Source organism: Azonexus sp. (assembly GCF_047638095.1).
GTDB lineage: Bacteria > Pseudomonadota > Gammaproteobacteria > Burkholderiales > Rhodocyclaceae > Azonexus.
In genome coordinates, this window is the sequence record NZ_JBLJBW010000051.1 from 9334 (window position 1) to 16036 (window position 6703).

Below are 6703 nucleotides of genomic sequence, written 5' to 3' on the forward strand. Positions count from 1 at the left end.
GGAGCGGCAGAAGAGTCTCGAACTCTCGACCTATACCTTGGCAAGGTATCGCTCTACCAACTGAGCTACTGCCGCAAAACTTTTGGAGGCGCGGGCCGGAGTCGAACCGACCTACTCGGATTTGCAATCCGGTGCATAACCGCTTTGCTACCGCGCCCCGCCTGTGAATTTGTTTCGAGGAAGCCGAAGCTTCCTCGAGGAATTTGGAGCGGCAGAAGAGTCTCGAACTCTCGACCTATACCTTGGCAAGGTATCGCTCTACCAACTGAGCTACTGCCGCAACGAACAGAGCGCGCATTATAGACGCTCTGAAAGTCTTGTCAATAGCCGGATGGGCAAAACTTTCGGGCGAGAGCGTCAGGCCAGCGCTGTCAGAAATGCCTCGATCTGGCGCGCCCTTTTCTCGACATCGAGGCGGTGCAGTTTTGTTACCATATGTCCTTTCGATAAAGGGGAGATGAAATGGGGCTTGTGGTCTACATCGGGCTTGCCGTGTTCGTCATCGGTGGCATCGGCACCCTGATTGCTGCCTTCAAAACCAGTCTACTGTGGGGATTTGCCTGTCTGTTCATCGCGCCGGTATCGTTGATTTTTCTGCTCATGCACTGGGGCCTTGCGAAAAATCCGTTTTTTCTGCAACTGGCCGGTATCGCGCTTATCTTTTTTGGCGGCGGTATGGCATGAAGAAACTGCTCATGTTTGCCCTGTTCGGCACCATCGTTTGGTTCGGCTACGGACAGCACAAAGCCAAGCAAGCTTTCACTGAAGCGCAGGTGCCTGCAGCGTCCGTATATAAATCGACTCCCGTGTATGAATCGACTCCCGTATCGCCACGCTTCACCTGCGATGGGCGCACGCATTGTTCGCAGATGCACTCATGCGAGGAGGCAACGTTTTTCTTGCGGAACTGCCCGAATACCAAAATGGACGGCAACAACGACGGTGTGCCGTGTGAGCGGCAGTGGTGCGGATGAATGCTGCCTAACGGCTCAAGCCGGTGCTGCCTGCCGCGTTAGCGGCGCTTCCCGGATCGGTAGATTGACCAGGGCTGCGAACAGCGCGAGCGCCATGTCGGCGTACCACATCCAGCTGAAATCGCCGAAATTGACGATGGCCAGGCCACCCAGCCAGGCACCGAGGAAACCGCCGATCTGGTGCGAGAGCATGGCGATGCCGAATAGGGTGCCGAGGTAGCGGGTGCCGAACAGCTTGCCGACGAGGGTGGCGGTGGGCGGCACGGTGGCCAGCCAGGTGAAGCCCAGGCCGGCGGCGAAAACGTAGAATGTCCAGTCGGTGCGGGGAAGCATCAGATAGATCAGCACCAGCACGGCGCGCGAGCCGTACATGGCGGCCAGCACATATTTGCTGCGGTAACGGGAGACGCAGATCCCGGCGTAGAGGCTGCCGAAAACGTTGAACAGACCGATGATGGCGAGCGACCAACTGGCCACGCTGGGCGGTAGCCCGCACAGATTCACCTCGCCGGGTAGGTGGGTGACGAGAAAAGCGATGTGAAAGCCGCAGGTGAAGAAACCGGCGCAAAGGAGCAGATAGCTGCGGTCTTGCAAGGCCTTGACGATGGCGTGGCGTAAACCTTGGTCGCTCTCTTGCGTCGGGTGTGCTGCCGGCTGGCTTTGGGTCAGGCGGAAAACCAAGGGGATGGTGGCGAGTGCGGCAATCGCCATGGCCCACAGGCTGCCCATCCAGCCGATGCCCTGGATCAGTTTCTGCGTGATGGGCGCGAAGATGAACTGCCCGAAAGAGCCGCCGGCGTTGATGACGCCGGACGCTGCGCCGCGTGCTTCGAGCGGCAGGCGCTGCGCGGCGGCACCGATCAGCACGGAAAAACTCCCCGCGCCGGAACCGGCAGCGGCAAGCACGCCCAGCGCCAGGACCAGGCCAAAGCCGCTTGCCACGAAAGGCGTGGCAGCGCAGCCGATGGCCAGCACCAGCAAGGCCACCAAAAGTATCGGGCGCGGCCCGTAGCGGTCGGCCAGTGCGCCGGTGATGGGTTGCACCGCGCCCCAAGTGAATTGCCCGACCGCCAGCGCAAAGCTGATGGCAACCACGCCCAGGCCGGTCGTTTCATCGATCGGCGCGATGAATAGGCCGAAGGATTGGCGGATGCCCATGGTGACCATGAGAATACCGGCGGCGGCCAGCGTCACTGCCCAAATGGCCGGGCTGTTCAGGGTGCGAAACATAGGGAAATCTGAGTCAAGCAGGGGCGGGCACTATAACGCCGAAGGCGCGTATCGCCAAAGGCAGCCCGCCTGTGCTGCGTGCGCTTTACTCGCTGGTCTGCAAGGTGGTCAGGTAGGCGAGGATGTTCTGGATGTCGTCGGCAGAAATTTCTTTCAGGACGGTGACCTTGGCATCTTCGTCTTCATGCGGGCGCTCGGCGCGCAGGTAAATGTCGATCTGTTTTTTCAGGTAAGTGGTGTACTGCCCGGTGAGCATGGGGAAAAGACCACGGCCCATGCCTTGGCGGCCGTGGCAGCTGCCGCATTTCTCTTGATAGACGACGCCGCCTTTTTCGATGTCACCCGTGACACGCGGGATGATCATCACTTTTTCGACCATGTTGAGGCGGGTTAGCGCATCTTCATCGCCTTTGAATTCAGGCATTTTGGTTGAGAGTTGCACGGTGGCCAGCCAGTCGGCGACGAGTTTCATGTCTTCTTCCGGCAGTTCGCGTTCCTTGGTGTAAGGAATCATCGGTATGTTGACCCGGTGCTGGCTCTGGAAGTTTTTCAGCTGATCATACAGATAGCGGGCGTGTTGGCCGGCGACGCGCGGGTATTCGCCCTTCTTGCCGCCGGCACCGAATTCGCCGTGACAAGCGGCGCAAGGGCCATAGATATCCTTGGCTTTTTCGACATCAATTTTAGGGCTGGGGTCAGCGGCCAATAGGCTGCCAGAAAATGCGGCAAAAAATGCCAATGCCTTGATTTTTTTCATGAAACACCGAAATGAAGTTTTTGCGGATTATAGCGACGGGCCGATCTCTCTGCGCTTGATTTCGATCAAAACCCCTCGGGGCGCTGCTGGCCGGTTTTGCACGTTATCTGGCGCTACTTGCACTTAGGACTTGTGCAATGGCGGTCTATCATCACTCGCTCATACTAAACACAGACAAGAGGAGAACAAAATGCAAGCTTTTCAGGATTTTTACCCGGAAAACGTTGCCCACTGCTACGGTTGCGGCAAATCCAATCCGGCTGGGCATCAGATCAAGACCTATTGGGAGGGCGAGGAAACCGTTACCCGCTACACCCCGCGCCCGGAACACACGGCGATTCCCGGCTATGTCTATGGCGGCCTGCTCGCTTCCTTGATTGATTGTCATGGCACCGGCACCGCCGCTGCCGCCATGTACCGCGCTGAAAATCGCGCCATGGACAGTGAGCCGCCGTTTCGTTTCGTTACGGCGTCTTTGCACGTCGATTACCTGAAACCGACGCCTCTGGGGCCGGAGTTGGAAATTCGCGGCAAAGTAAAGGAAATTCGCGGCCGCAAGGTGATCGTCGAGGCCACGGTGTACGCGGAGGGCGTTGCCACGGCGCGCGGCGAAATCGTCGCCGCTCAGATGCCGCCTTCTTTTCTGGGTTGAGTTTTGATTTTTAGCGGGGTGCGGCCGTAAGGATTCTGAAAGATCAGAAAAATTATTGGCAAACCCCGCTTTCCCCCGTAAAATGCGCGCCTTTCGATGCCTGCCCAGGTGGCGGAATTGGTAGACGCACTAGTTTCAGGTACTAGCGCTGCAAGGCGTGGAAGTTCGAGTCTTCTCCTGGGCACCAAGAATTCAAGCAGTCGCCATCGAAAAACTGCTCTGGTGGTGAAATTGGTAGACACGCTATCTTGAGGGGGTAGTGCCGCAAGGCATGCGAGTTCGAGTCTCGCCCAGAGCACCATCAAACTACGCATTTTTACGCACGAAACGCCTGAATGTGCGCAAAAACCAATAGTTCGAGTCACGGCGCAGCATAAATTTGTGCAGGGTGCGAAAGTTTTTTATGCTCGACTCCCCACAAATTCCCCATGCTTCTCCCCGCATGGCATCAATCACAAAAGCCAAGAATGGCTATCGTGCGCAGGTCTATGTCAGTGGTCAGCGCGCATCGGCCGTGCTGCGGACAAAACGAGAGGCGAAAGCCTGGGTTGCGGCGAAGGAAACAGAGCTACGCATGCTTGCGGCCACCTCGGAGGGCGAGCGATCAACGAGGCACGTCCATGGGTCAGTACGCTGCGCAAATTCGTGCCAATAATCCAGGTCGGAATATTTCGAACGCGGATATCCAGACTCGATATCAGAAATTATTTTGGGGGCCGCCAAAACATGCCTGACGCTTTCGTCAGGCATGAATCTCATGCCTGATTGCCTGCTCGACCAGCGCATTCAAGCTGAGTCCCGCAGCATTCGCCGCTGCGGCAGCTCGGGCATGCAGATCGACGGGTAGGCGCACCATGAACTTGCCGCTGGCCGGTTTCTTGGGTTCGATCCCGTGCTTGGCACACGTCGCCAGAAAGAAATCCAGCGAGGTGCGAAATTCACGGCGCAATTCATCCGGCGATTTGCCGTAAAAATCGGCCCCGCCGTTCAAGCCCTGAATCTCCCCGCGAAACTCGTCCGTCTCGGGGTTGTAGCGAATGACGGCGGTGTAGCCGTCCAGTTTCATCGTGTTCATCGTCATGGCGTTACTCCGTGTTGTTCCAGCCAATCGCGCACTGCCGCCACCGCGCCCTTGTCCATATTCGGCGAAGGATGCGGTTTGTGCAGCACACGCAACTCGCCAAACAGCACGACCCCCACCCGAGAACCTTCCCGACTGGTTTCAATCTGGGCGCCTAATTCAAGCAGCAGGGCCATCACCTCATCGTGCTTCACGTTGGCCGATATCGGGCGGTGGAAGATCAGGGAAAGCGTCTTGGCGTGCTTGCGTTTCATGGGTTTATGGTATCAAAAAAAGATACTAATTCAAGCTGTGGAAACTGAAATGCTGGCTGGCGCTCTATTGTGCTTGGCGCGGGTGGCGTGCTGGCGGGGTGTCAGGGCACCACGGGTTTGGGCATGGTGTTTATTTGCCGGAAGATTTTTCCGGGTTGGTTTTGGCCGTGTTTTTTTCCGGCCCTGCCTCCGGGCAGGGGAAGCTGCGGGCGAGTGCGCCGGCGACGAGTTTGGCGGTGCTCATGGTGGTGTCGGGCGGGACGCGTTCGACGTGGATGACGACGGCGCGGACCAGGCGTAGCGAGAGGTCGGTGTCGTGCGGTAGGCAAAAGGCGTTGAGGCCGACGCCGATGCGCTCGGCGAGGTAGTCGCTGACCGCATAACCATCGGCAAAACCGGCGACGTAGGCGATGCAGCGGCCGCTGCGCAGGGCAGACAGGGTGTCGCCCCGGGTTTTGTCGCCGGCATAGAAACGTTCTGCGGCGCGGCAGTCTTCGAGCAGTTCCCGCGCTTCGTAGGCTTGCGCCGGGGCGCTCAGACCCAAGGCGGCGGCGAGTAGACAGAGCACCCGTTGGCAGAGCACCCGTTTCATGCGCCGATCCGTTCTTTGATATGGGCGAGGGCGGCTTCGACCTGGTCGATCAGGATCAGACAGAGGTCGCCGGCTTGCAGGCGGGCGAGGGCGGTGTCGATGGCGAGGAATTCGCCGGTAATGGCTTCGACGTGGCGCACCCGCTTGGCGTCCTTCAGGCCGTCGCGCAACAGACCGATGACTTCGCCGTCGGCGCGGCCGCGCTGGCAGGCGTCCTGGTAGAGCACCGCTTCGTCGAAGGCAGTGCCGAGGATTTCGGTCTGCTGGCGGATGTCCTCGTCGCGCCGGTCGCCGGCACCGCTGATGACGACCAGACGCTTGTTGGCGGGCATGGCGTCCACGGCGCGCACCAGAGCCAGCATGGCGTCCGGGTTGTGGCCGTAGTCGGCGATCAGGGTGGCACCCTGGTAATCGAACACGTTGAAGCGGCCAGGCGCGGTGGCGGCGTCGCTGACGAAGCCGGCCAAGGCGCGCTCGATGCTGTCCCATTCGTAGCCGAGCGCCCAGGCGGTGGCAATTGCCGCCATGGCGTTTTCAACCTGAAAACCGATGCTGCCGTTGCGGGTGAGCGGAATGTTCGCGAGCGGCAGGCGCTGTTTTTTGCGCCCTTCGCCGCAGACGATGTCGCCCTTGTCGACATACAGCACGCGTTTGCCTTGGGCGCGGTGGGTGGCGAGCACCGGGTGCAGCGGGTCGAGAGCAAAGAAGATGACCGCGCCGGAGCAGTGCGGGGCCATTGCCGCCACGACCGGGTCGGCGGCATTGAGTACGGCGTAGCCGGTGGCGGCGACGTTTTCGACGATGACGCGTTTGATGACCGCCAGATCGTGCACGGTGGTGATGTAGTTGAGGCCCAGATGGTCGCCCAGACCGATGTTGGTGACCACCGCCACGTCGCACACATCGAAGCCAAGTCCTTCGCGCAGCAACCCGCCGCGTGCCGTTTCCAGCACGGCGGCATCGACGTCGGGATGCGCCAGCACATTGCGGGCGCTACGCGGGCCGGAGCAGTCGCCGTCGTCTATGCGCTGGTTTTGCACATAGATGCCGTCGGTACTGGTCATGCCGACACGCAGGCCGTTTTCTTCGAAAATGCGGCCGATCAGGCGGCTGGTGGTGGTTTTGCCGTTGGTGCCGGTGACCGCGACGACCGGGATGCGGCC

10 protein-coding genes and 5 tRNA genes are annotated in these 6703 nt (G+C 59.7%); 5 read left to right on the forward strand and 10 right to left on the reverse strand.

The genetic code is table 11. The features are described 5' to 3' along the window. Nucleotides 1–2: 2 nt before the first annotated feature. The 3 genes from ACM62Q_RS11320 to ACM62Q_RS11330 all read right to left on the reverse strand — a co-directional run bounded on the left by ACM62Q_RS11320 (nucleotide 3) and on the right by ACM62Q_RS11330 (nucleotide 280). Nucleotides 3–75: transfer RNA gene (locus ACM62Q_RS11320), tRNA-Gly, on the reverse strand. 8 nt (nucleotides 76–83) lie between these two features. Further along, nucleotides 84–157, reverse strand: a tRNA-Cys gene (locus ACM62Q_RS11325). 47 nt (nucleotides 158–204) lie between these two features. Next, nucleotides 205–280 (reverse strand) — tRNA-Gly (locus ACM62Q_RS11330). A 182-nt stretch (nucleotides 281–462) separates the two neighbouring features. On the opposite strand from ACM62Q_RS11330, the gene ACM62Q_RS11335 reads away from it, so the two are divergent. Both ACM62Q_RS11335 and ACM62Q_RS11340 read left to right on the forward strand, forming a co-directional pair. Then, on the forward strand, nucleotides 463–684 hold the full coding sequence (locus tag ACM62Q_RS11335) for a hypothetical protein (protein ID WP_415036623.1): 222 nt from the start codon (nucleotides 463–465) through the stop codon (nucleotides 682–684). Next, nucleotides 681–974 (forward strand): excalibur calcium-binding domain-containing protein, encoded by a 294-nt coding sequence (locus ACM62Q_RS11340; protein ID WP_415036625.1) that lies wholly within the window; start codon nucleotides 681–683, stop codon nucleotides 972–974. Before ACM62Q_RS11335 ends, ACM62Q_RS11340 begins: the two co-directional genes overlap by 4 nt. A 15-nt stretch (nucleotides 975–989) precedes the next feature. Here the strand turns inward: ACM62Q_RS11340 and ACM62Q_RS11345 are convergent, their stop codons facing one another. Together ACM62Q_RS11345 and ACM62Q_RS11350 are read right to left on the reverse strand one after the other, a co-directional pair. Next, complete coding sequence (locus ACM62Q_RS11345; RefSeq protein ID WP_415036627.1) at nucleotides 990–2204, reverse strand: MFS transporter; 1215 nt, start codon at nucleotides 2202–2204, stop codon at nucleotides 990–992. A gap of 85 nt (nucleotides 2205–2289) precedes the next feature. Then, nucleotides 2290–2961 carry a c-type cytochrome gene (locus ACM62Q_RS11350; protein ID WP_415036629.1) on the reverse strand — a complete coding sequence of 224 codons (672 nt, stop codon included), beginning with the start codon at nucleotides 2959–2961 and terminating at the stop codon, nucleotides 2290–2292. Between the two features lie 190 nt (nucleotides 2962–3151). Between ACM62Q_RS11350 and ACM62Q_RS11355 the strand changes: the two genes are divergently transcribed. The 3 genes from ACM62Q_RS11355 to ACM62Q_RS11365 all read left to right on the forward strand — a co-directional run bounded on the left by ACM62Q_RS11355 (nucleotide 3152) and on the right by ACM62Q_RS11365 (nucleotide 3914). Further along, nucleotides 3152–3613 carry a PaaI family thioesterase gene (locus ACM62Q_RS11355; protein ID WP_415036631.1) on the forward strand — a complete coding sequence of 154 codons (462 nt, stop codon included), beginning with the start codon at nucleotides 3152–3154 and terminating at the stop codon, nucleotides 3611–3613. Between the two features lie 102 nt (nucleotides 3614–3715). Continuing rightward, nucleotides 3716–3800, forward strand: a tRNA-Leu gene (locus tag ACM62Q_RS11360). A gap of 29 nt (nucleotides 3801–3829) precedes the next feature. Continuing rightward, nucleotides 3830–3914 (forward strand) — tRNA-Leu (locus tag ACM62Q_RS11365). A gap of 197 nt (nucleotides 3915–4111) precedes the next feature. Here the strand turns inward: ACM62Q_RS11365 and ACM62Q_RS11370 are convergent. The 5 genes from ACM62Q_RS11370 to ACM62Q_RS11390 form a co-directional block, all read right to left on the reverse strand. Continuing rightward, nucleotides 4112–4363: a hypothetical protein gene (locus ACM62Q_RS11370; protein ID WP_415036633.1), complete on the reverse strand. Its 252-nt coding sequence runs from the start codon at nucleotides 4361–4363 to the stop codon at nucleotides 4112–4114. Next, a complete protein-coding gene (locus tag ACM62Q_RS11375; protein ID WP_415036635.1) occupies nucleotides 4356–4694 on the reverse strand; it encodes a type II toxin-antitoxin system HicB family antitoxin in 339 nt (112 codons plus the stop codon). The genes ACM62Q_RS11370 and ACM62Q_RS11375 overlap by 8 nt, the downstream gene beginning before the upstream one ends. Next, nucleotides 4691–4948: a type II toxin-antitoxin system HicA family toxin gene (locus tag ACM62Q_RS11380; protein WP_415036637.1), complete on the reverse strand. Its 258-nt coding sequence runs from the start codon at nucleotides 4946–4948 to the stop codon at nucleotides 4691–4693. The genes ACM62Q_RS11375 and ACM62Q_RS11380 overlap by 4 nt, the downstream gene beginning before the upstream one ends. Before the next feature lie 130 nt (nucleotides 4949–5078). Continuing rightward, nucleotides 5079–5540 (reverse strand): Rap1a/Tai family immunity protein, encoded by a 462-nt coding sequence (locus tag ACM62Q_RS11385; RefSeq protein WP_415036639.1) that lies wholly within the window; start codon nucleotides 5538–5540, stop codon nucleotides 5079–5081. Next, a partial coding sequence (locus ACM62Q_RS11390) for a Mur ligase family protein (RefSeq protein WP_415036641.1) occupies nucleotides 5537–6703 on the reverse strand: 1167 nt, incomplete at its 5' end. The genes ACM62Q_RS11385 and ACM62Q_RS11390, both read right to left, overlap by 4 nt.